The sequence below is a fragment of the Streptomyces sp. NBC_00663 genome (assembly GCF_036226885.1).
Lineage (GTDB): Bacteria > Actinomycetota > Actinomycetes > Streptomycetales > Streptomycetaceae > Streptomyces.
This window is the reverse complement of sequence record NZ_CP109027.1, coordinates 7,023,202-7,047,357: the sequence shown is the minus strand read 5'-3', so window position 1 is coordinate 7,047,357 and position 24,156 is coordinate 7,023,202. Positions and strand designations below refer to the sequence as shown.

General features: G+C 70.0%; 8 protein-coding genes. 1 reads left to right on the top strand and 7 read right to left on the bottom strand.

The genetic code is table 11. The features are described from left to right. Positions 1-57: 57 nt before the first annotated feature. Complete coding sequence (gene ctaE / locus OG866_RS31880; RefSeq protein WP_079308715.1) at positions 58-678, bottom strand: aa3-type cytochrome oxidase subunit III; 621 nt, start codon at positions 676-678, stop codon at positions 58-60. 178 nt (positions 679-856) lie between these two features. Between ctaE and OG866_RS31875 the strand changes: the two genes are divergently transcribed. Beyond that, complete coding sequence (locus tag OG866_RS31875) at positions 857-1,258, top strand: hypothetical protein (protein WP_329340052.1); 402 nt, start codon at positions 857-859, stop codon at positions 1,256-1,258. A 17-nt stretch (positions 1,259-1,275) separates the two neighbouring features. On the opposite strand, the gene OG866_RS31870 is transcribed toward OG866_RS31875, so the two are convergent. The 6 genes from OG866_RS31870 to OG866_RS31845 all read right to left on the bottom strand — a co-directional run bounded on the left by OG866_RS31870 (position 1,276) and on the right by OG866_RS31845 (position 24,132). Next, entirely contained in the window at positions 1,276-2,538 is a 1,263-nt protein-coding gene (locus OG866_RS31870; protein WP_329340050.1) for a L,D-transpeptidase, read from the bottom strand. A 154-nt stretch (positions 2,539-2,692) separates the two neighbouring features. Beyond that, positions 2,693-3,091, bottom strand: a complete 399-nt coding sequence (locus OG866_RS31865; protein WP_329340048.1) for a cytochrome c oxidase subunit 4 — start codon at positions 3,089-3,091, stop codon at positions 2,693-2,695. Then, entirely contained in the window at positions 3,088-4,824 is a 1,737-nt protein-coding gene (gene ctaD, locus OG866_RS31860) for an aa3-type cytochrome oxidase subunit I (RefSeq protein ID WP_329340047.1), read from the bottom strand. Before ctaD ends, OG866_RS31865 begins: the two co-directional genes overlap by 4 nt. After that, positions 4,821-5,780, bottom strand: a complete 960-nt coding sequence (gene ctaC / locus OG866_RS31855; RefSeq protein ID WP_329340045.1) for an aa3-type cytochrome oxidase subunit II — start codon at positions 5,778-5,780, stop codon at positions 4,821-4,823. Before ctaC ends, ctaD begins: the two co-directional genes overlap by 4 nt. Before the next feature lie 345 nt (positions 5,781-6,125). Continuing rightward, a complete protein-coding gene (locus OG866_RS31850) occupies positions 6,126-6,974 on the bottom strand; it encodes an SAM-dependent methyltransferase (protein WP_329340043.1) in 849 nt (282 codons plus the stop codon). Positions 6,975-7,137: 163 nt separating this feature from the next. Further along, on the bottom strand, positions 7,138-24,132 hold the full coding sequence (locus OG866_RS31845; RefSeq protein WP_329340041.1) for a type I polyketide synthase: 16,995 nt from the start codon (positions 24,130-24,132) through the stop codon (positions 7,138-7,140). Between the last annotated feature and the right edge of the window lie 24 nt (positions 24,133-24,156).

Sequence of the window (24,156 nt, the reverse complement as noted above, 5' to 3'; positions counted from 1 at the left end):
TCTGCGTCGATGCTGCTGGAAATGCGCTTCTCGGGAAGCGCTCGGGAACGGACCCGACTACTTGATCATGTAGATCGTGGCGAAGAGGCCGATCCAGACGACATCGACGAAGTGCCAGTAATAGGACACGACGATGGCGGCCGTCGCCTGCTCGTGAGTGAACCTCTTCGCCGCGTAGGTGCGGCCGAGGACCAGCAGGAAGGCGATGAGACCTCCCGTCACGTGCAGGCCGTGGAAGCCGGTGGTCAGGTAGAACACCGAGCCGTACGGGTCGGAGGAGAGCGAGAGCCCGTCCTTCTTGACCAGTTCGGTGTACTCGAAGACCTGACCGCCGATGAAGATCGCACCCATGATGAAGGTGACGATGAACCAGCCCCGGAGCTTCTTCACGTCACCGCGCTCGGCGGCGAAGACGCCGAGCTGGCAGGTGAGGGAGGAGAGCACCAGGATCGTGGTGTTCGTCGCCGAGAACGGGAAGTTCAGGCTCTCGGCCATTTCCTTCCAGTGATCAGGACCCGTCACCGATCGCAGGGTGAAGTACATCGCGAAGAGGGCCGCGAAGAACATCAGCTCGGAACTCAGCCAGATGATGGTTCCGACGCTGGTGAGGTTCGGCCGATTGACCGACGGGTGCGCGTGCCCGGTTTCTACTGTCGTTGCTGTCGCCACGACCGACATTATGTCGGTCCCTTATCCCGCCCTCACTCCGGGGGGTGCCGTTCGGAGTGTTCGCAGCGTGTGTACTGCCCGGATGGCCCATCGCAGGGGTGTTCCAGCGGGTGTTGACGAGCTGTTCAAGGGAGTAGCATCCGCGGCAACTGTTCTGTCCGTACGACGCTGATGTCACGGAGGAAGCATGCAGGCGACCGCCACGGTGCTGGTCTACAGCGACGACGCCAACACCCGCGAGCAGGTACGGCTCGCGACCGGCCGGCGGCCGGCTCCGGACGTTCCTCAGGTCGAGTTCGTGGAGTGCGCGACGCCTGCCGCGGTGCTGAAAGAGCTGGACAGGGGCGGGATCGACGTCTGTGTGCTGGACGGCGAGGCCGTGCCGATGGGTGGCATGGGGCTGTGCCGGCAGATCAAGGACGAGGTCTTCAACTCCCCGCCGGTGCTGCTGCTGATCGGCCGCCCGCAGGACGCCTGGCTGGCCACCTGGAGCCGCGCCGAGGCCGCGGTGACGCACCCGGTGGACCCGGTGGAGTTCGCGTCGGCGCTGGCCGCTCTGCTGCGGCAGAAGAGCGCGCTGAGCGCCTGAGGGGCCCGAGGGAGCCTCTAGACGCTCTCCGGCCGCAGTCGAGCCCGCTGCTCGGCGCTGGGGGCTTCCGGGGTGCCGGCGGTCAGGGCGCTGCCCGTCCGCCACTTCGTCCACTTGAGGTTCCAGTCACCGAAGCCGTTGCCGAAGGTCTCCATGGTGTCGCCGTACGAGTTCACGACCTTGACGACGTCACCCTCGTGGACGGTGTCGAAGAACCACTCGGCGTCACCGGTGCTCATGCCGGTGCAGCCGTGGCTGACGTTCTCGTAGCCCTGTGAGCCGACGGACCAGGGGGCGGCGTGCACGTACTCGCCGCTCCAGGTGACCCGGGTCGCGTAGTAGACCGGCAGGTCGTACGACTCCGAGGAGCCCTCGGCGATGCCGATGCTGGTGCCGCGCATCCGTACGAAGTACTCCTTGCCGAGTACGACCTTGACGCCGTTGCGGGTCTCGAAGCCGGGCTTGCCGGTGGTGACGGGGAGCTCGTTGATGACCTCGCCGTTCTTGTAGACCTTCATGGAGTGTGCCGAGGCGTCCGTGACCGCGATGATGCGGTCGCCGGTGGTCAGCTTGAGGGGCTTGACCCGACCGCCCCACAAGCGATCGCTGATCTTGACTCCGTCCAGGTTGCTGTGCACCTGGATCGTGGCGTGGGCGGGCCAGTACTCCTTGGGGCGGTAGTGGAGTTCCTTGTCGTCCACCCAGTACCAGGCACCCTCTGTGGCGGGCATCGAGTCGACCTTGAGGGCACGCTCGACGATGGCCCGCTGGGCCTTGTCCTTGACGGGCTTGTTCAGTTCGGCCGTGATGGGCTGGCCGACGCCGTACTTGCCGGCTTTGGGGCCGAAGGTGACCTTCAGGCGCTTCTTGGTGGTGGGCTTGCCGGTGTCGAAGTCGAGGACCCGGCGGCCGGGTGCCCCGTCCTCGTCCTCGGTGCTCACCCGGACCGTGTAGTGGGCGCTGGCGGCCAGCGGAGAGGTGCTGTGCCACCGGGTGCCGTCGGCGGAGAGTTCGCCCGCCACATGGCGTCCCGTGGCGTCCATGGCCGTGACGTCCGTGATGCGCCCGTCGTCGTCCTCGGCGGTGACTTCCAGGGGCTTGTCCGGGTCGGCCTTCTTGCCGTCGTCGGAGGGGCCGTTGAAGGCGATCTGGTCCGCCGCGTCGTACGGCGCCGCCGACAGCGGGTTGCCGTCGCTGCCGCAGGCGGTGACGCCCGCGGTGAGGGCGAGCACCAGCAGGGTGCAGGAGACAACGGTGCGCGTGCGCGGAGTGTGGCTCATGCGTTTCACGCTAGGAAGGTTCGTCAGCGGCGGCGCGGTGGGTAACTCGTTCGAGGGACGGACGCTGCTGCATCCGGCCATCGAAACTGCTGCAAAAGCGGGAGCCCGGACCCTCCTGACGGAGTGTCCGGGCTCTCGTTGAGCTCAGCTCGTGCTACTGGGTGCGGTTCTCACCGCGGTAGTACTCGAAGACCCAGCCCCACAGGCCGATCAGGATCAGCGGCGCGGAGAAGTACATCAGCCACCAGCCGATCGCGATCGACAGGAAGGCGAGGGCGCCACCGACCGCGAGGGACAGCGGCTGCCAGCTGTGCGGGCTGAAGAACCCGACCTCGCCGGCGTCGTCCGCGACGTCCGCCTCCTTGTTGTCCTGCGCACCCGCGTCGACCCGCCGGGCGGTGAAGCCCAGGTAGAAGCCGATCATGATGCACAGGCCGAAGGCCAGGAAGAGGGCCGTGGTACCGGCCGGCTCCTTCGACCAAACGCCATAAACAACCGCCATGGCGAGGACGAAGACGCTCAGCCACATGAACATCTTGCCCTGGATCTTCACTTGCCGGCCTCCTTGCCGCCCGCGAGAGCCTTCTCACCGTGAGGTGCGTTCTCGAGCTGGTCGAGAGCGGCGATCTCCGGGTGGTGCAGGTCGAACGCCGGGGATTCGCTGCGGATCCGCGGCAGGGTGATGAAGTTGTGCCGCGGCGGCGGGCAGGACGTCGCCCACTCGAGCGAACGGCCGTAGCCCCACGGGTCGTCGACCTCGATCTTCTTGCCGTACTTGGCGGTCTTCCAGACGTTGTAGAGGAACGGCAGGATCGACGCGCCGAGGACGAACGAGCTGATCGTCGAGATCGTGTTCAGGGCGGTGAAGCCGTCGGCCGCGAGGTAGTCCGCGTAACGACGCGGCATGCCCTCCGCGCCCAGCCAGTGCTGGACGAGGAACGTGCCGTGGAAGCCGGTGAACAGCGTCCAGAACGTGATCTTGCCGAGGCGCTCGTCGAGCATCTTGCCGGTCATCTTCGGCCACCAGAAGTGGAAGCCGGAGAACATCGCGAAGACGACGGTGCCGAAGACGACGTAGTGGAAGTGCGCCACCACGAAGTACGAGTCCGACACGTGGAAGTCCAGCGGCGGCGAGGCCAGGATGACACCGGTCAGACCACCGAAGGTGAACGTGATCAGGAAGCCGGTGGCCCAGAGCATCGGGGTCTCGAAACTCAAGGACCCCTTCCACATGGTGGCGATCCAGTTGAAGATCTTCACGCCGGTCGGTACGGCGATGAGGAACGTCATGAAGGAGAAGAACGGCAGGAGGACTCCGCCGGTGACGTACATGTGGTGGGCCCACACGGTGACCGACAGGCCGGCGATGGCGATGGTGGCCGCGATCAGGTTCATGTAACCGAAGATCGGGCGCCGGCTGAAGACGGGGATGACCTCGGAGATGATGCCGAAGAACGGTAGCGCGATGATGTACACCTCTGGATGGCCGAAGAACCAGAAGAGGTGTTGCCACAGCAGGGCCCCGCCGTTGGCGGAGTCGAAGACATGGGCTCCGAACTTGCGGTCCGCCTCCAGGGCGAACAGCGCGGCGGCCAGGACCGGGAAGGCCAGCAGGACCAGCACACCGGTCAGCAGCACGTTCCAGGTGAACACCGGCATGCGGAACATGGTCATGCCCGGCGCGCGCATGCAGATGATCGTGGTGATGAAGTTGACCGAGCCGAGGATGGTGCCGAAGCCGGAGAAGGCCAGACCCATGATCCACATGTCGGCGCCGATGCCCGGCGAGCGGACCGCGTCCGAGAGCGGGCTGTAGGCGAACCAGCCGAAGTCGGCCGCGCCCTGCGGGGTGAGGAAGCCGCCGACCGCGATCGTCGAGCCGAACAGGTACAGCCAGTAGGCGAACATGTTCAGCCGCGGGAAGGCGACGTCGGGGGCGCCGATCTGGAGCGGCATGATCCAGTTCGCGAAGCCGGCGAACAGCGGCGTCGCGAACATCAGCAGCATGATCGTGCCGTGCATCGTGAACGCCTGGTTGAACTGCTCGTTCGACATGATCTGGAGACCAGGCCGGGCGAGCTCGGCGCGCATGAGCAGCGCCATCACGCCACCGATGCAGAAGAACGCGAACGACGTGACGAGGTACAGCGTTCCGATCGTCTTGTGGTCAGTGGTGGTGAGCCACTTGATCACGACGTTGCCGGGCTGCTTGCGCCGGACCGGCAACTCGTCCGCGTAGTGGGACTCTGCTGCCGCGGCACCCTGGGGTTCGTTGAGGATGCTCACAGGTTGTTCGTCTCCCGGTTCTTCTCGTGGGCGGTCTGCTCGATGCCCGCGGGAACGTAACCGGTCTGCCCCTTCTTGGCGAGGTCCTTGAGGTGCTGCTCGTAGCGCTCGGGGGAGACGACCTTCACGTTGAACAGCATCCGGGAGTGGTCGACGCCGCAGAGCTCGGCGCACTTGCCCAGGAAGGTGCCCTCCTTGTTGGGGGTCACCTGGAAGGAGTTGGTGTGGCCCGGGATGACGTCCTGCTTCATCAGGAACGGCACCACCCAGAAGGAGTGGATGACGTCACGCGAGGTGAGGACGAAGCGGACCGTCTTGCCCTTGGGCAGCCACAGGGTCGGACCTGGGTTGTTGGTCTGCGGGTTACGTGTACCGGGCGTACCGACGTCGTAGACACCACCGGCGCTCGCCGGGAAGTCCTTCTTGAACCGGTCCGGAATGGCGTCCAGGTTCTTGTCGGTCTTCGCGTCGCCGGAGGAACCGTCGACGTTCTCGATGTAGTTGAAGCCCCAGCTCCACTGGAAGCCGACCACGTTCACCGTGACGTCGGGCTTCTTGTCGAGGCTGAGGAGCTTCGACTCGTCGCGGGCCGTGAAGTAGAACAGCACCGAGACGATGATGAGCGGGACCACGGTGTACAGCGCCTCGATGGGCATGTTGTACCGGGTCTGCGGAGGAACTTCGACCTTCGTGCGGCTGCGCCGGTGGAAGAAAGCACTCCACAGGATCAGGCCCCACACCAGCACGCCGGTGGCCAGCGCGGCAGCCCAGGAGCCCTGCCACAGGGAGAGGATCCGCGGAGCCTCTTCCGTGGTGGGGGTGGGCATACCAAGGCGGGGGAAGTCCTTGTATGTGCAACCGGTGGCGGTCGCCAGGACCAGGCCGGCGGTCATTGCCTGCAGCAGCTTCCGCCGCATCGGGCGCCGCGGCGAGCGGTCGGAGCCGTTGGGACTCACGTAGCGCCTTCCCGAGAGTCTCGCCCGCGCGGTTGGCTACGGCCCGCCTTCTCGCCGGTCGGTCGCCGCCCTGCGTCGGGCAGGGGTTTGGATGTTTATGCGGACCAAACCCTAGCCGACGCCCTCAGTGAAGTCGCGGGAGGGGTGCCAAACGCGCCGCGGGGCACCGCAGGCCCCTGTGGTGCTCCGCTTCCGCACTGTCACCCGATGGGAGGAACCGCCGCAGACACGGCAGTTCGGCTCCGGCGCGTCGGCCGGCAGCGCGTCGTCCCGACGGAGAAAGGGGTGCGTCGCCGCGGCGACGCACCCCTGTGACCGGCGCCGCCGCGGCGGCCCGTGAAAGGACTAGACGGCCGCGGGCCGTCGTGCCGTCACGATGAGGTACCCCACCTCGGGCATCTCCAGGTTCTCCCCCTCGGCGGGCTTCAGCTTGGCGAAGACCTCCGGGTCGACCTTGGCCGCCAGCTGCTCCATGTTCTTGGCGAGTGCCTCGCCGAGCCGCTTGACCGACTGCCGCGTGGTGTTCTCACTGACGTCTATGATCTCCGCACACCGCAACCCCGCCTCGCGCAGCATCGTGGGGTACGCCTCGAAGGAGGCCGGCGACTGGGTGAGGTACCGCTTGAGGATGCCCTCGATCACCACGCGCCGCTCCGCCGAGATGGTCTCCCGCTCGTAGTTGTCCGTGAGCGCGAGCCGGCCGTTCGGGCGCAGCACCCGGGCCGCCTCGGTGAGCGCAGCCGTCCGGTCGGGCATCTGCATGACGGACTCCAGCATCCACACGGCGCTGAACGACGCGTCGTCGAACGGCAGGTTCATCGCGTCGCCGTGCTGGAAGCTGACCTTGCCGCTCATACCGGCCGCCTCGGCCAGCCCGTTGGCCTTCTCCACCTGCTTGCGGCTGACGCTGATGCCCACCACCTCGGCGCCCGTCGCCTGCGCGAGCCGGATCGCCGGCCCGCCGAGACCACAGCCGATGTCCAGGACCCGGTCACCGGGGCCGACCTGGAGGCGCTCGATCATCATGTCCGTCAGTCGGTTGGCGGCGTCCTCCAGCCCGGTGGCGTCCTCCTGGCTGCTCCAGAAGCCCACGTGGATGTTGGGGCCGTACAGCGAGGCGTCGAACGCGCCCATCAGCTGATCGTAGAACTGACCGACCTGCTCACCGACCGGCGTGAAACCCGAAGAGGTCACTTTCATCTCCTGTTTGTATCCGCGTGCACGAGCACGCTGTGATCTGCAATGTCCGGAAGCCGAGCGGCGCATGAACGGCGACAGTGGCACGCTGCGCGCCCGCGGGGCTTCCGTCTTCCTCGCGACGAGTGATCCGGGCCCGGCGGGATGCCGGGCCCTCACCTCACCCGTTCTCCGCAAGCCAGTCGAGGACGGCCCCGGCGGTGGCGCCGGCGTGATCCTCCATCATCGTGAAGTGGTCGCCGGGCACTTCGATCCGCGTGACCCGGGCGCCCCACGCCGCTTCCTCGTCGGAGGTCTGCTCCGATCCCGTGAAGGTCTCCTCGGCCTTGACCGCCAGGATCGGCGCACCGATCGGTGCCGGCCCCCAGTCGGAGAAGAGGCGCAGGTAGCCGCCCATCGCGGTGAGCCGGCCCTCGTCCACCGCGCCGAACATCTTCTCGCGATCGAACATCTTTCCGGACAGGTTGGTCTGGATCCACGGCAGAGCCTCGCTGCGCGGCAGATACGTGTCCAGCATGACGACCGCCGACGGGGCGCTCCCACGCTCCTCCAGCAGCCCCGCGACCGCCTGGGCGATCCATCCGCCCGACGACCTGCCGACGAGCACGAACGGCCCCTCCCCCACGGTCCGCAGCACCGCCTCCGCCTGCATCTCCACCACCGCGTCGACGCCGGCCGGCAGCAACTCGTCCTTGCCGAAACCGGGTTCGGGCAGCACGGTCACATCCCTGCGGCCCCGGAACCCGGCCGCGAAACGGGCGTACTCGCGGGCCCCCGAGATCGCCACCAGCGACGGGAAGCACACCAGGCCCGGCCCAGCGCTGCCCTTGGACAGCCGCACCAGTTTGGGCGGGCTCGTCAACTCGGCGGCCGTTCGGAACGACGGTCGCAGCCGGGCCGCCGCCATCAGCAGCTGAGTGCCCGCGACGTACTCGCCGTCGGCGCACGCCTGCCGGTAGAGCGACTCGATCGTCGAACCGCTCTGGGCCGCGGGGGCCACCGGCTGCCCGGCGGCGGGACCGGCGGTGGGCGCCGCCGGGGCCGCCGCGGCCCCCGGCACCACCTGGGCACGCAGATAACCGGCGAGTGCGGCGGGAGTGGTGTGGTCGAACAGCAGCGTCGCGGGGAGGGTCAGACCGGTGACGTGGTTGAGCCGGTTGCGGATCTCCACCGCTGTCAGCGAGGTGATGCCCAGTTCCAGGAAGGCGTGGCCCTCCTCGACCGGGTCCACGGAGTCGTGCCCCAGCACCGTCGCGGTGTGCGTCCGCACCAGCTCGGTCAGCGTCCGCAGCTGCTCCGCGGCCGTCAACCCGGCCAGCCGCTGCCCGAGCGGCACCTGCCCCTGCCCGCCCTCTCCCCCGCCGGAGGCCCGGTCGGCCACCCGGCGCGCCGGCACCCGGACCAGCCCCCGCAACAGCGGAGGCGTGCCGACGGAGGCAACCTGCGCCTGTAGGGCCGCGACATCCAGCCGCATGGGCACCAGCAGCGGGTCCACGTCGGAACCGGCACCCCCGCCATCGGCCGTCAGCGCCACTGCCAGGTCGAAGAGGGCGAGGCCCGCCGCGGAGGTGAGCGCGCTCACCCCGGACCGGTTCAGCCGCTGTACGTCACCGTCGTCCATGTGCCCCGTCATCGCGCTGCGTTCGGCCCACAGTCCCCAGGCCAGGGAGGCCGCGGGCAGCCCCGCCGCCCTGCGGTGCTGCGCCAGCGCGTCCACAAACGCGTTGGCCGCCGCGTAGTTGGCCTGCCCTGCGGCACCGAACACCCCCGCGGCCGACGAGAAGAGCACGAACGCGGTGAGCGGCGACTCCCGGGTCAGTTCATGAAGGTTGACCGCCGCGTCACTCTTGGGCCGCAGCACCGTGTCCACACGCTCCGGCGTCAGCGACCCGAGGACACCGTCGTCGAGGGCACCGGCCGCGTGCACCACACCCGTCAGCGGATGCTCGGCCGGCACCGTCGCCAGCAGCTCCGCCAGCGCGGACCGATCAGCCGCGTCACAGGCGGCCAGCCGCACCGACGCTCCCAGGGCGGTCAGCTCGTCCGCCAGCTCGACGGCACCGGCAGCCGCGCGGCCGGAGCGGCTGGTCAGCAGCAGATGCCGCACACCGTGCTCGGCCACCAGATGCCGGGCCACCAGGGACCCCAGCACGCCGGTCGCCCCGGTGATCAGTACCGTGCCCTCGGGGGACCACACGGACGGGCCGGGCGTGCCCTCGTCCACCGCGTCCGGTCCGGCCCCGTCAGCGGGCCGCTCCGCGCGCACCCGGGCCAGCCGAGGAGCGAACGCCCGCCCGGCCCGCACCGCCAGCTGCGGTTCCGTACCGGCCAGGACCTGTTGCAGCACCGCGAACGAGGCCTCCTCGTCGTCCAGGTCCAGCAGCACGAACCGGTCGGGATTCTCCGACTGTGCCGCCCGCACCAGACCCCACACCGCCGCGCAGGCCGGATCCGGCACTCCGTCCCCGGAGCCTGCGGCGACCGCCCCACGGGTCACGAACACCAGTCGGGAACCCGCGAAAGCCTCCGCGCTCTGCCACGCCTGCGCCAGCCGCAGGGCCTCGTGCGTCATGGCGCGCACCCGGTCAGCGGACAGCTCACCCGGCGCACCCGCGCCGAGAGCCGACATGAACGGGACGAAGACCAGGTCCGGGACGCTCCCGCCCGCTGCCACGGTCTCGGTCAGCGCCGCCAGGTCCGGGTACCGCTCGGCCTGCGCCCCGGCCGCACCCGCCGACTTCAGAGCCGTCGGCAGCGACGCGCCGTCGTCACCCAGCACGGCCCACCTGCCCGGCCCACCGGGCACGGCGGCCATCGCCACCGAGGTCCAGTCGAGCCGGAACAGCGACTCGTGGAACGTGCCGTGCGCCCGGCTGAGCTGCTCGCGCGAGATCGCCCGGGTCGCCAGCGAGTCCACCGACAGCACCGACCGGCCCGACTCGTCCACGGCGGTCACCGCCACCGCGTCCGGTCCCGCCGGGGCCAGCCGCACCCGCAGCGCGGACGCACCCTGGGCGTGCAGGGAGACACCGTTCCAGGCGAAGGGCAGCCGGACCCGTCCGGTGTCCCCGTCCGGGGTGACGGTGCCGGGCAGCCGCACGAACCCGCCGAACGCCATCGCGTGCAGCGCCGCGTCCAGCAGCGCCGGGTGCACGCCCAGGTTCCGGGCCTCGGACCACTGCTCCTCGGGCAGCCGGACCTCCGCGAACACCTCGTCACCGCGACGCCACACCGCCCGCAGCCCCTGGAACGCCGGTCCGTACCCGAACCCGTTCCGCGCGAACCTCTCGTACAGGCCCGCCACGTCGACGGCCTCCGAGTCCGCCGGCGGCCACGCCGCACCGGCGTCCGCCCACACCGTCGCGCCGCCGCCGTCCGTGAGAGCCCCGACCGCGTGCCGTGTCCAGGAACCTCCGTCCACCTGCGAGTACACGCTCAGCGCGCGCCGCCCGGACTCGTCGGGCCCACCGACGGAGACCTGCACGGACACGGCACCGTCTTCGGGCAGGACGAGTGGCGCCTCCAGCGTCAGCTCCTCCACCCGGTCACAGCCGACCGCGTCCCCGGCGCGCAACGCCAGCTCCACGAACGCCGTCCCCGGCAGCAACGTCACCCCGGCCACCGCATGCTCAGCCAGCCAAGGATGCGTACGCAGCGACAACCGCCCCGTCAACAACGCCCCGTCAGACGCCGGCAACGCAACAGCAGCACCGAGCAACGGATGATCAGCGGAGGAAAGACCCGCCGACGTCACATCGGCAACAGCCACCGGCTCCGACTCCAGCCAGTAGTGCTGGTGTTGGAAGGCGTAGGTGGGCAGGTCGATGCGGCGGGCACCGGTGCCGTCGAACAACACCGCCCAGTCGACGGGCGCGCCACCGACGAATGCCTCGGCAGCCGAGGTCAGGAAGCGGAGCAGTCCGCCCTCGTCGCGGCGCAGCGAACCCACCGCGGTGACAGGCGAGTTGACGTGAGCCTCGGCGGTCTGCTCGACACCCATCGTCAGCACAGGATGCGCACTCGACTCGACGAACAACCGGAAACCGTCATCCAACAGCGCACGGACGGTGTCGGCGAAGCGGACCGTCTGGCGCAGATTGCGATACCAGTACCCCGCATCCAGACCGGTCGTGTCCAAGGCCTCTGCGGTGACCGTCGAATAGAACGGCACCGATGCGGCCCGGGGAGTGATACCCGCCAACTCCAGGAGCAGTACGTCCTCGATCTCCTCCACATGCGCGCAGTGCGAGGCATAGTCCACCGCAATACGACGAGCCCGGACCCCCTCGGCCTCGCAAGCAGCCAGAAGCTCGTCCAAGGCATCGGCGTCACCCGAAACGACCACCATGGCCGGGCCGTTGACCGCCGCCACCGCCAGACGACCACCCCAGGCAGTCAGCCGCTCCCGCACGTCCTCCACACCAAGCGAAACGGACACCATCCCGCCACGCCCGGACAACGCCCGAATGGCCTTACTACGCAGCGCCACCACCTTCGCCGCGTCCTGGAGCGACAGCGCACCAGCCACGCACGCGGCAGCGATCTCACCCTGCGAATGACCGATCACCGCGGCCGGCTCGACACCGTACGAGCGCCAGACCTCGGCGAGCGAGACCATGACCGCCCACAGCACCGGCTGCACCACATCGACCTGCTCCAACCAGGCCTCATCAGCGGTGTCGCGGAGGATGTCGGTCAGCGACCAGTCCACGAACGGCGCCAACGCGACCGCACACTCACCGATCCGCTCCGCGAACACCGGGGAGGACTCCAGCAGTTCAGCCGCCATCCCCAGCCACTGCGACCCCTGCCCCGGGAACACGAACACGGCACGGCCATCCGCACCGCCCGCACTCCCCCGCACCACACCCGCAGATTCACGGCCCTCGGCAAGAGCCTCCACACCAGGCAGACCGTCCAGGACCACCGCCCGATGCTCAAACACCGACCGGCCCGCCACCAACGACCACGCCACATCCACCGGCGACAAACCACCCACAGACGCAGCCAACCGCTCCGCCTGCCCCCGCAACGCAGCCTCGGACTTACCCGACACCACCCACGGCACCACCACCGGCGGCACACTCTCCGAACGCTCCTCCTCAACCGAGACCGGAGCGGGAGCCTCCTCCAGGATGATGTGGGCGTTGGTGCCGCTGAGACCGAAGGAAGAGACGCCCGCCCGGCGCGGTCGGCCCGTTTCGGGCCATGGCGTGGACTCGGTGAGCAGTTCGACGGCTCCGGCGGACCAGTCGACGTGCGGGGTGGGCTCGTCGACGTGGAGTGTCCGCGGCAGCACGCCCTGCCGCATCGCCTGCACCATCTTGATGATTCCGGCGACACCGGCCGCGGCCTGGGTGTGCCCGATGTTCGACTTGATGGAGCCCAACAGCAGGGGACGGTCCTCCGGCCGGTCCTGACCGTAGGTCGCCAGCAGCGCCTGCGCCTCGATCGGATCACCCAGCTTCGTACCCGTACCGTGCGCCTCGACCGCGTCGACGTCGGTGGCGGAGACCTGGGCGTTCGCCAGCGCGGCGCGGATCACCCGCTGCTGGGAGGGACCGTTCGGCGCCGTAAGACCATTGCTCGCACCGTCCTGGTTGACGGCCGAGCCTCGGACGACTGCCAGGACGGGGTGGCCGTTGCGGCGCGCGTCGGACAGGCGCTCCAACAGGAGCAGACCGACCCCTTCGCCCCACCCGGTGCCGTCGGCGGCCGCCGCGAAAGGCTTGCAGCGGCCATTCGTAGCGAGGCCGCGCTGACGGCTGAACTCCACGAAGGTCGCGGGGGTGGACATCACCGTCACGCCACCGGCCAGCGCCAGCGAGCACTCCCCCTGGCGCAGTGACTGCGCGGCCAGATGCAGGGCCACCAGCGACGACGAGCAGGCGGTGTCGATGGTCACCGCGGGCCCCTCAAAACCGAAGGTGTAGGCGATACGGCCGGAGGCGATGCTCCCGGAACCGCCCGTCGCGAGGTAGCCCTCGGCGCCTTCGGGGATGCTCTGCAACTGGGAACCGTAGTCGTGGTACATGAGGCCGGCGAAGACGCCGGTCTGGCTGCCCCGCACCGACGCCGGGTCGATACCCGCCCGCTCGAAGGTCTCCCAGGAGGTCTCCAGGAGCAGCCTCTGCTGGGGGTCCATGGCCAGGGCCTCGCGCGGCGATATACCGAAGAACGCCGGGTCGAAGTCGCCGGCTCCGTGCAGGAAGCCGCCTTCGCGGACGTAGCTCGTGCCGTCCGAGTCGGCGTCGGCGTCGTACAGCCCCTCCATGTCCCAGCCACGCCCCTCGGGGAAGCCGGAAACGGCATCCTCGCCCGCGGCGAGCAGGCTCCACAGTCCTTCGGGGGTGCGGACGCCGCCCGGGAAGCGGCAGCCCATGGAGATGACGACCACCGGGTCGTCCTCGCCGTCCCCGCCGGACGGGCCGGAGGGCAGGGCAGGGGCCGTGGCGTGTGCGGTGTCCTCGCGGCCGGTCAGTTCCTGGTGGAGGTACTGGGCCAGGGCCAGCGGGGACGGGTAGTCGAAGACCAGAGTGGCGGGCAGGCGCAGTCCGGTGGCCGTGGTAAGTCGGTTGCGCAGTTCCACGGCCGTCAGCGAGTCGAAGCCGAAGTCGTTGAAGGCCCGGCCCGGTTCCACCGCGTCGGCCTCCGCGTGTCCGAGGACAGCGGCCACGTTCTGGCGTACGACGTTCAGGACCAGTCGTTCACCGTCCGCGGCCGAGGCTCCGGCGAGCTGTTCGCGCAGCTGCGAGGATCCCGCGGCACGGGTGGTGTCGGCAGATCGGCGGTGCGTGTGCCGTACCAAGTCGCGCAGCACGTGGGCCACTTCGCCACCGCGTCCGGCCTGCGCCGGGTCCAGTCGCAACGGGACCACCACCGGTGTGTCCGCCGCGCAGGCGGTGTCGAACAGGGTCAGTCCTTCTTCGGGGGCCAGACCCAGCACACCGGACTGCTCGATGCGGCGCAGATCGGTGCGGGCCAGTCCACCCGCCATGCCGTCGGCCGTGTCCCACAGTCCCCAGGCGAGGGAGAGTCCGGCCAGGCCGGTCGCGCGACGGTGCCGTGCGAGCGCGTCGAGGAACGCGTTGGCGGCGGCGTAATTGCCCTGGCCGGCGGTCCCGAAGGTGCCTGCGGCCGAGGAGAACAGCACGAAGGCCGACAGGTCCAGACCGTGCGTCAGTTCGTGGAGGTTGACCGCCGCGGCCACCTTCGGACGCAGGACCGTGTCGACGCGCTCCGGGGTGAGCGAGTCGATGACGCCGTCGTCGAGCACTCCGGCGGTGTGCACCACCGCGCGCAACGGACGATCCGCCGGAACACTCTCCAGTACGGTCGCCAATGCCGCCCGGTCCGCCACGTCACAGGCCGCCCAGGTCACGGAGGCGCCGGTGGCCGACAACTCCGACTCCAGCTCGGAAGCACCGTCGATGTCCGCGCCCCGCCGACTCACGAGCAGCAGGTTCCGGACGCCGAGTTCCGTCACGAGATGGCGTGCTACCAGCCTGCCGAGGGTGCCGCCGGCGCCGGTCAGCAGGACCGTGCCCGCCGCGTCCCAGGTCGCCGAGGGCTCCGGGGCCGTTTCGGTGGCGCGCACCCGGTCCAGACGCGCGGCCAGCAGGGACCCGCCCCGGACCGCCGTCTGGGGCTCGCCGCAGGCCGCCACGGCGGACAGGAACGAGAGGTCCTCGACGGTGAACGCGCAGGGCTCGGCGGTCGGGTGCTCCTCGCCGGCCTCCAGGTCGACCAGGACGAACCGGCCGGGATGCTCGCTCTGCGCGCTCCGCACCAGCCCCCATACCGCGGCCGCGGCGAGGTCCGTGACGCCGTCGCCGTCCTCGACCGCCACCGCACCACGCGTGACGATCAGCAGCCGCGAGTCGGCGAACCGCTCCTCCGTCAGCCAGCCTTGGACCTGCTCCAGGCCCCGGTGCACCGCCTCTCGCGCCGCGTCGGCGTCCACGCCCGACGCGGACGGCAGGACACAGGCGACCACCGGCGGCACGGCCGTACCGGCGTCGATCGCGGCACGCAGCACGTCGAGGTCCGCGTGGTACGACGTCAGGTCGAGCACTCCTTCCGCCCATGCGTCCCGGGACGTCACTCCGGCCCAGCCCAGCAGGACCGGCGCGGTGCCGACGTGCCGGGCCCGCGCCTCGACGGCACCGGGCACGGCGCGCCATCCCAGCCGGAACAGCGACTGGTTGAGGACACCGCCCGCCGTGCTGATCTGCTCGGCGGAAACGGGACGCGTCACCAGCGACCGCACGCGGGCCACGAGCCCGCCGCTCTGATCCCTCACCTCGAGCGACAGCTCCGAACCGTCGGCTCCGCCGGGGCTCAGGCGTACGCGGAGCGCCGAGGCGCCCCTGGCGTACACCGACACGCCGCTCCAGGAGAACGGCAGCCGGATCGCAGCCGACGACTCCGGTGACCCGGGCACGCCCGACGGGTCGGCCGCAGCGCCCATCGCGTGCAGGGCCGCGTCGAGCAGGGCCGGGTGCACACCGAAGCGGCCCGACTCCGCCGCCGTCTCTTCCGAGAGCGCGACCTCGGCGAACACGTCGTCACCGCGCCGCCATACGGCCCGCAGGCCCTGGAAGACCGGCCCGTACCGCAGGCCCGTACCGGCGGCGCGCTCGTAGTACCCGTCCAGGGCCAGGGCCTCGGCGCCGCGCGGCGGCCACACGCGCTCATCGGCGTCGGGGGGCGCCACTTCCGGCGCGACCCGGCCCGTGGCGTGCCGGGTCCACGGCGCGGTCTCGTCGTCCGGGCGCGAATGCACGGTCAGCGTTCGGCTGCCCGACTCATCGGCGTCGGCGACTGCCACCCGCACCTGGACACCGCCCCGCTCCGGCAGCACGAGGGGCGCCTCGAGCGTCAGCTCCTCGAGCCGCTCGCATCCGACCCAGCCACCGGCGTGCAGCGCGAGTTCGACGAACGCGGTTCCCGGCAGCAGCACCGCCCCCATGACCCGGTGGTCGACCAGCCAGCCGTGTGACGCCAGGGACAGTCGGCCGGTGAAGAGGCAGCCGTCGGAGTCGGGCAGCGTCACGGCCGCACCGAGGAGCGGGTGACCCGCTACTCCCAGACCCACCGAGGTGACATCACCCGCCGCCGGCGCCGCCTCCAGCCAATACCGGTCCCGCTGGAAGGCGTAGGTGGGCAGTTCCACCCGCCGCGGATCGAAAGGCGCGAGGTAGGCGGCCCAGTCCACGCCGTGGCCCTGGACGTAGACCTGCGCGAGTGCCTCCAGCACCGCACTTGCTTCGCTGCGGTCCTTGCGCAGTACCGGCGCGAACAGCATCTCCGGGGCACTGTCCTGCCCCATACCGGACAACACTCCATCGGGGCCCAGTTCCAGGCAGGCCGTCACACCCAGAGCGGTCAGGCGGGTGATGCCGTCGGCGAAACGGACCGCCTCGCGCACATGCCGCACCCAATACCCCGGATCACACACCTCATCCGCGACAAGCTCACCCGTCAGATTCGACACCACGGGGATCCGCGGAACCGAGTACGTCAACCGGCCGACGATCTCCCGGAACTCGTCCAGCATCGGCTCCATCAACGGCGAGTGGAACGCATGCGACACCCGCAGCCGACGCGTCTTCACCGCCTGCTGCTCCAGCCGCTCCACGACAGCCGTCACCGCGGCCTCAGCACCCGAAACCACCACCGACGACGGCCCGTTCACCGCAGCCACGCCGACTTCGTCCAGGCCCTCAAGCAGCGGAACAACCACCGCCTCCGCGGCCCTCACCGACACCATCACGCCACCCGACGGCAGCGCCTGCATCAACCGGCCACGCGCCGCCACCAGCACACAGGCGTCCTCAAGCGACCACACCCCCGCCACGAACGCGGCAGCAATCTCACCGATCGAATGCCCACCCACCACATCCGGCGTCACACCCCACGACGACACCAGACGGAAAAGCGCCACCTCCACAGCGAACAGGCCGCACTGCGTGAACCCTGTCGCATCCAGTGCATCGCCGTCCCCGAAGACGACCTCACGCAACGACCTGCCCAGCAGACCATCGAACTGCGCACACACCTCATCGAAAGCCTCGGCGAAGACAGGGAAGGCCTCATACAACTCCCGGCCCATCCCCACCCGCTGACTGCCCTGCCCGGAGAAGAGCACCGCCAGCTTCCCCGGCACGACCTGCCCCCGCACCACACCCGCGGCCTCACGGCCCTCGGCAAGAGCCTCCACACCAGGCAGACCATCCAGGACCACCGCCCGATGCTCAAACACCGACCGGCCCGCCACCAGCGACCACGCCACATCCACCGGCGACAAGTCACCCACAGACGCAGCCAACCGCTCCGCCTGCCCCCGCAACGCAGCCTCAGACTTACCCGACACCACCCACGGCACCACCACCGGCGCCACACTCTCCGAACGCTCAACCTCGACCGAGACCGGAGCCTGCTCCAAAATCACATGCGCGTTCGTCCCACTGATGCCGAACGACGACACACCAGCCCGGCGGGGCCGGCCACTCTCCGGCCACGGCATCGACTCCGTCACCAGCTCGACAGCACCCGCCGACCAGTCCACATGCGGGGACGGCTCGTCGACGTGCAGCGTCTGCGGCAGCACACCGTTCCGCATCGCCATCACCATCTTCATCACACCAGCCACACCGGCCGCAGCCTGCGTATGCCCGATGTTCGACTTGATGGAGCCCAGCCACAGCGGCCGATCCTCCGGCCGGTCCTGGCCATACGTCGCCAGCAGCGCCTGCGCCTCGATCGGATCACCCAGCTTCGTACCCGTACCGTGCGCCTCCACCACATCCACCTCGGCAGCCGGGACGTGAGCGTTCGCCAGCGCGGCGCGGATCACCCGCTGCTGGGAGGGACCGTTCGGCGCCGTAAGACCATTGCTCGCACCGTCCTGGTTGATCGCCGAACCACGCACCACCGCCAGCACCCGATGCCCGTTACGACGCGCGTCCGACAACCGCTCCAGCAGCAGCATCCCCGCACCCTCGGAGAACCCCGTGCCATCCGCACCCGCCGCGAACGTCTTGCACCGGCCATCCGGAGCAAGACCCCGCTGACGACTGAACTCCACGAACAACGCCGGCGTCGCCATCACCGTCACACCACCGGCCAACGCCAGCGAACACTCCCCCTGCCGCAGTGACTGCACCGCCAGATGCAGAGCCACCAGCGACGACGAACACGCCGTGTCCACCGTCACCGCAGGACCCTCGAATCCGAACGTGTACGAGATACGGCCGGACACGATGCTGCCGGGGCTGGGAGAGCCGGGAGTGCCTTCGGGGCCCTGCAACAGGCCGTAGTCGTGGTGCATGATCCCGGCGAAGACGCCGGTCTGGCTGCCCCGCACCGACGCCGGGTCGATACCCGCCCGTTCCAACGCCTCCCACGACGTCTCCAACAGCAACCGCTGCTGCGGATCCATCGCCAGCGCCTCACGCGGCGAAATACCGAAGAACGCCGGATCGAAGTCACCCGCGTCATACAGGAAACCGCCCTCACGGGCATGGATCTTCCCCGGGGTTTCCGAACCGGGTTCGTAGAGTTCCTCGATGTCCCAGCCGCGGTCGTCCGGGAACGGGGCCATGGCGTCCGTGCCGCGCTCGAGGAGCTGCCAGAGGTCTTCGGGGGTGCGTACGCCGCCCGGGTAGCGGCAGCTCATCGCGACGATCGCGATCGGCTCGTCCACCACCGTCGCCGTCCCGGCACCAGGCAGCCCCGGGCTCGCGGAGACGGCGCCGACCATCTCACCCGCCGCCACCGACAGCTCCGCCAGCAGATACCGAGCCAAGGCCGCCGGCGAGGGATAGTCGAAGACAAGCGTGGCCGGCAACCGCAACCCCGAAGCCGCATTCAACCGGTTACGCAGCTCCACCGCCGTCAACGAGTCGAAGCCCAGCTCCTTGAACGCGCGGTCGCTGTCCACCGCGGTCTCGTCGGCGTGGCCGAGGACCGCGGCGACATGGGTGCACACCAGCGTCCGCAAGACCTCGTTCTGTTCGGCCTCCGGCAATGGTGTCAGGCGCTGCCACAGCGCCGAGGTACCGGTACCAGTACCGGATGCCTCCACCGTGCGGCGGGTGGGGATGCGCAGCAGGTCCCTCAGCAGCGTCGGTACGACACCGGACGCGGCCTGGGCGCGCAGTGCGGGCAGGTCGAGGCGTATGGGCAGCAGGACCGCGTCCGACGTGGCCGAGCCGGTCGCCGGGATCGCTGTGACGTCGAACAGGGCGAGGCCCTCCTCCGACGTAAGGGCGGCGATGCCGGCGCGGTGCATGCGTCGCACGTCCGCGTCGGCCAAGTGGCCCGTCATTCCACTGCGTTCGGCCCAGAAGCCCCAGCCCAGCGAGACTGCCGGCAGGCCGTGTGCCCGCCGGTGCGCCGCCAGGGCGTCCACGAACGCGTTCGCCGCCGCGTAGTTGCCCTGCCCGGCGCCACCGAACGTCCCGGCGGCGGAGGAGAAGAGGACGAACGCGGCGAGGTCCAGATCCCGGGTCAGCTCGTGGAGGTGGACGGCCGCGTCCACCTTGGGCCTCAGGACTGCGTCGAGTTGGTCCGGCGTCAGCGACTCCACGACACCGTCGTCCAGGACGCCTGCCGCGTGGACGACCGCGGTCAGCGGATGCTCGGCGGGCACGGCCCGCAGCAACTCCGCGAGTGCCGACCGATCGGCGATGTCGCAGGCGGCGACAGTCACCGACGCGCCCAACTCCGTGAGCTCCACCTCCAGTTCGGGGGCGCCCGGTGCCGTTCGGCCACGCCGGGAGACCAGCAGCAGATGCCGTACGCCATGCTCGGCGACCAGATGCCGCGCCACGAGGGCGCCCAGTGTGCCGGTGGCGCCAGTCAGCACTACGGTGCCGTCCGGGTTCCAAGAGCCGGCCGACGCGGAACCGGAAGCAGGGGCAGAGGCAGGGGCAGGGACAGCACCGGATCCGGCCAGGGATTGGGCCGAGGCCCGTGCCAGTCTCGGAGCGAGCAGTTCTCCCGACCGTACGGCGATCTGCGGCTCACCGGTGGCGAGCACGGCGTCCAGCATCGCACCGGGCGTCTCCTGCCCGTCCAGGTCGAGCAGGACGAACCGGTCCGGGTGCTCGGCCTGCGCCGACCGCACCAGACCCCACACCGCGGCAGCCGCCAGATCGGTCACGTCCTCACCGGGTTCCGCGGACACCGCGCCCCGCGTCGTCACGACCAGCCGCGACCCGGCCAACCGCTCCTCGGCCAGCCACTCCTGCAACGCCTCCAGCGCACGACGCGTCGCCGACCGCACGGCGGCCGGATCACCGACGCCCCCACCGATGCTGTCATCCGTGCGGGTCGTGAAGGAGGCCAGCACCACGTCCGGCACTGTCTCGGTTCCCGCCGCCACGGCGGCCCGCAGCTCCTCCAGGTCCGGGCAGACCAGGGTCACCGGGGACGGCGCCGAGGTGCGCGGCTCGATCTTGCGCCACGCGACGCGGAACAGCGCCTCGCCGGTGAGCCGTGCCGCAGCCCCCAGCTGCTCCGGTGACACGGTGCGCGTCACCAGGGATGTCACCGCCGCGACCGGCGCTCCCGTGGTGTCGGCGACGAACACGGACACCGCGTCCGTTCCGGCTGGAGCGAGCCGAACGCGCAGCGCGTCCGCACCCGTGGCGAACAGGGACACGCCGCCCCAGACGAACGGAAGCCCGGGACGCCGTTCGCTGTCGCCGCGCTCCGGGTCGTCCGCTCCCGACGCCATGGCGTGCAGGGCGGAGTCCAGCAGCGCGGGATGCAGGCCGAAGCGACCCGCGCCGGCGCGCTGTTCCTCGGCGAGAGTGACCTCGGCGAACACCTCGTCGCCCCGTCGCCACGCCGCCCGTACGCCCTGGAAGGCGGCACCGTACTGCAGCCCCGTGGCCGCGAGCCGCTCGTACAGGTCGTCCACCGCGACCGGCTCCGCACCGGCCGGCGGCCAGACGGCGAGTGCCGCGGCGACCGAGGCCTCGTCGCCATCACCGACCCGGCCGTCCGTCAGCGTGCCCGTGGCGTGCCGCGTCCAGGATCCCTCGGAAGCGTCCTCCGGCCGCGAGTACACCGCCACCGGACGCCGCCCCGCCGCGTCCGCTCCACCGACCGTCAACTGCACCTGTACGGCGCCGCTGTCGGGCAGGACGAGTGGCGCTTCCAGCGTCAGCTCCTCCACCCGGTCACACCCGACCGCGTCCCCGGCGCGCAACGCCAGCTCCACGAACGCCGTCCCCGGCAGCAATGTCGTCTCGGCCACCGCGTGATCGGCCAGCCAGGGGTGCGTACGCAGGGACAGCCGCCCCGTCAGCAGGAACCCTTCCGCATCGGCCAGCGCCACGACCGCTCCCAAGAGCGGGTGATCGGCGGAACCGAGCCCCAGACCGGCAGCGGCGTTCTGACTCACCACCGCGCCGGTGCTCTCCAGCCAGTACCGCTCACGCTGGAAGGCGTAGGTGGGCAGGTCGATGCGGCGGGCACCCGTGCCGTCGAAGAGACCGGCCCAGTCGACGGGCGCACCGCCCACGAACGCCTCGGCAGCGGAAGTCAGGAACCGCTCCAGACCACCCTCGTCGCGGCGCAGTGAACCCACCGCGGTGACAGGCGAGTTGACGTGAGCCTCGGCGGTCTGCTCGACACCCATCGTCAGCACAGGATGCGCACTCGACTCGACGAACAACCGGAAACCGTCATCCAACAGGGCGCGCACCGTGTCGGCGAAACGGACCGTCTGGCGCAGATTGCGATACCAGTAGCCCGCGTCGAGGGCCGTCGTGTCCAGCACCTCGGCCGTGACGGTCGAGTAGAACGGCACCGATGCGGCCCGGGGAGTGATACCCGCCAACTCCCGCAGGAGAACGTCCTCGATCTCCTCCACATGCGCGCAGTGCGAGGCATAGTCCACCGCGATACGACGAGCCCGGACCCCGTCCGCCTCACAAACGGCCAGCAGCTCGTCCAAGGCATCGGCGTCACCCGAAACGACCACCATGGCCGGGCCGTTGACCGCCGCCACCGCCAGACGACCATCCCAGGCAGTCAGCCGCTCCTGTACGTCTTCGATGCCGAGGGAGACCGACACCATCCCGCCGCGCCCGGACAACGCCCGAATGGCCTTACTACGCAGCGCCACCACCTTCGCCGCATCCTCAAGCGACAGCGCACCGGCGACAGCGGCGGCGGCTATCTCGCCCTGCGAATGACCGATCACCGCGGCCGGCTCGACACCGTACGAGCGCCAGACCTCAGCCAGCGAGACCATGACCGCCCACAGCACCGGCTGCACCACATCTACCTGCTCCAACCAGGCCTCGCTGTCGGCGTCCCGCAGGATGTCCGTCAGCGACCAGTCCACGAACGGCGCCAACGCAACCGCACACTCACCGATCCGCTCCGCGAACACCGGGGAGGACTCCAGCAACTCAGCCGCCATCCCCAGCCACTGCGACCCCTGACCCGGGAACACGAACACGGCACGGCCATCCGCACCCCCCGCACTCCCCCGCACCACACCCACAGCCTCACGGCCCTCGGCAAGAGCCTCCACACCAGGCAGACCATCCAGCACCACCGCCCGATGCTCAAACACCGACCGGCCCGCCACCAGCGACAACCCGACATCCACCGGCGACAAACCACCCACAGACGCAGCCAACCGCTCCGCCTGCCCCCGCAACGCGGCCTCGGACTTCCCCGACACCACCCACGGCACCACCACCGGCGCCACACTCTCCGAACGCTCCTCCTCAACCGAGACCGGAGCGGGAGCCTCCTCCAGGATGATGTGGGCGTTGGTGCCGCTGATGCCGAACGATGACACGCCGGCCCGGCGGGGTTCCTCGGTCTCCGGCCACGGCATGGTTTCGGTCAGCAGCTCAACAGCACCCGCCGACCAGTCCACGTGCGGCGACGGCTCGTCGACGTGCAGCGTCTGCGGCAGCACACCGTTCCGCATCGCCATCACCATCTTCATGATTCCGGCGACACCGGCGGCGGCCTGCGTATGCCCGATGTTCGACTTCACCGAGCCCAGCCACAGCGGCTGGTCCTCAGGCCGGTCCTGGCCATACGTCGCCAGCAGCGCCTGCGCCTCGATCGGGTCACCCAGGGTCGTACCCGTACCGTGCGCCTCCACCACGTCGACCTGCTTGGCCGAGAGCCGGGCGTCCGCGAGGGCCGCCCGGATCACCCGCTGCTGCGAGGGACCGTTCGGCGCCGTAAGACCATTGCTCGCACCGTCCTGGTTCAGGGCGGAGCCTCGGACCACTGCCAGGACGGGGTGGCCGTTGCGGCGCGCGTCGGACAGGCGCTCCAGCAGGAGCATGCCCACACCCTCACCCCACCCGGTGCCGTCCGCCGCCGCCGCGAAGGGCTTGCAACGGCCGTCGGGGGCGAGGCCCCGCTGACGGCTGAACTCCACAAAGGTGCCGGGAGTCGACATCACCGTCACGCCACCGGCCAGCGCGAGCGCGCACTCACGTCGGCGGAGGGCCTGTGCCGCCCAGTGCAGGGCCACCAGGGACGAGGAGCAGGCCGTATCGATAGTGACGGCCGGGCCCTCCAGGCCGAGTGTGTAGGAAACCCGGCCGGAGGCGATGCTGCCGGCGGTGCCGTTGCCGAGGTAGCCCTCGAGGCCGGCGGGTACGGCGTCGAGGCCTGCGCCGTAGTCGTGGTACATGACGCCGGTGAAGACGCCTGTGCGGGTGCCGCGTACCGAGGCCGGGTCGATGCCCGCGCGTTCAAAGGTCTCCCAGCTGGTCTCCAGGAGCAGCCTCTGCTGGGGGTCCATGGCCAGGGCCTCGCGCGGCGATATACCGAAGAACGCCGGGTCGAAGTCGCCGGCCGCGTGCAGGAAGCCGCCTTCGCGGGCGTAACTCTTGCCCACGGCGTTCGGGTCGGGGTCGTACAGCCCCTCCACGTCCCAGCCACGGTCCTCGGGAAAGCCCGAAACGGCGTCGGCTCCGGCGGACACCAGCTGCCACAACTGCTCCGGGGATGTCACTCCGCCGGGGTAGCGGCAGCTCATCGCCACGATGGCGATCGGCTCGTGGTCCGCGGTCTCGGCCTCCTGGAGACGTTGCCGTGTCTGGTGCAGTTCGGCAATGACCCGCTTGAGGTAGTCCCGGAGCTTGTCTTCGTTGCTCATCGTGCTTTCCCATCAAAAGCAGTC

Bases quoted from the DNA above. Each gene is read 5' to 3' on its own strand.
- OG866_RS31845 (WP_329340041.1), bottom strand. From the start codon at position 24,132: ATGAGCAACGAAGACAAGCTCCGGGACTACCTCAAGCGGGTCATTGCC.
- ctaE (WP_079308715.1), bottom strand. From the start codon at position 678: ATGTCGGTCGTGGCGACAGCAACGACAGTAGAAACCGGGCACGCGCAC.
- OG866_RS31870 (WP_329340050.1), bottom strand. From the start codon at position 2,538: ATGAGCCACACTCCGCGCACGCGCACCGTTGTCTCCTGCACCCTGCTG.
- OG866_RS31875 (WP_329340052.1), top strand. From the start codon at position 857: ATGCAGGCGACCGCCACGGTGCTGGTCTACAGCGACGACGCCAACACC.